The 1,046-nt window shown below is 68.5% G+C and carries 1 protein-coding gene; it reads left to right on the top strand.

All coding sequences use genetic code 11. The features are described 5' to 3' along the window. The coding region (locus VTU_RS29710; RefSeq protein ID WP_010109194.1) for a SwmB domain-containing protein at nt 1-1,046 on the top strand (1,046 nt) is incomplete at both ends.

Genomic DNA, 1,046 nt, shown 5'->3' with positions numbered 1-1,046 from the left:
ACCACGGCCCCGGTGATCAGCGGCGCAACGGTCAGCGGGCGCGAGCTGGTGCTCAGCTACACCGAAGCGAGCGGCCTGGGTCTGGACGCGGCGCATACGGCCCTCGCCACGGCCTTTGCGGTCAGCAGCGCCAGTGGCGTGGCCATCAGCGTGGACAACGTCACGGTGGATGCCACGGGCAAGAGCATCACCCTGCACCTGAGCCGTGACGTGGACAACGGCGAGGTGGTGCGCGTGAACTACACCAAGCCCACGACCGGCAACGTGCTGCAGGACGCCGCCGGCAACGACGCGGACAACCTCACGAACCAGGCGGTCACGAACCAATCCGCAGCCGACACCACGGCCCCGGTGCTCAGCACGGCCACGGTCAGCGCAAACACTCTGGTGCTGACTTACACCGAGGCGAGCAGCCTGGGGCTGGACGCGATGAATACGGCCCCCGCCACGGCCTTTGCGGTGAGCAGCACCAGCGGCCTCGCGATCGCCGTGGACAGCACCACGGTGGACGCCACGGCCAAGACCGTCACGCTGCACCTGAGCCGTGCCGTGGACCACGGCGAGGTGGTGAACGTGAGCTACACCCGGCCCGCGAGCGGCAACGGCGTCATACAGGACGCAGCCGGCAACGACGCGGACAACCTCACCAACCGGGCGGCGGTGAACCAATCCGCGGCCGACACCACGGCGCCGGTCCTTGGCACGGCCACGGTCAGCGGGCGCGATCTGGTGTTGGCTTACACCGAGGTCAGCAGCCTCGGTCTGGACGCCACCCATACACCCCCCTCCACGGCCTTTGCCGTCAGCAGCGCCAGTGGCATCGCCATCGCAGTCGAGAGCGTCGCGATCCATGCCACGGCCAAGACCGTCACGCTGCATCTGAGCCGTGACGTGGACAGCACCGAGGTGGTGAGCCTCGGCTACACCAAGCCCGCAAGCGGCAACGTGCTGCAGGACGCTGCCGGCAATGACGCGGCCAACTTCACGGACCAGGCGGTGACGAACAACTCCGGAGCCGATACCACGGCCCCGGTGCTCAGCAGCGC

The sequence above is a fragment of the Verminephrobacter aporrectodeae subsp. tuberculatae At4 genome (assembly GCF_000193225.1).
Classification (GTDB): Bacteria; Pseudomonadota; Gammaproteobacteria; order Burkholderiales; family Burkholderiaceae_C; genus Acidovorax; species Acidovorax aporrectodeae.
Note: the sequence above shows the minus strand (reverse complement) of the source record. Positions and strands in the feature narration are given on the sequence as shown.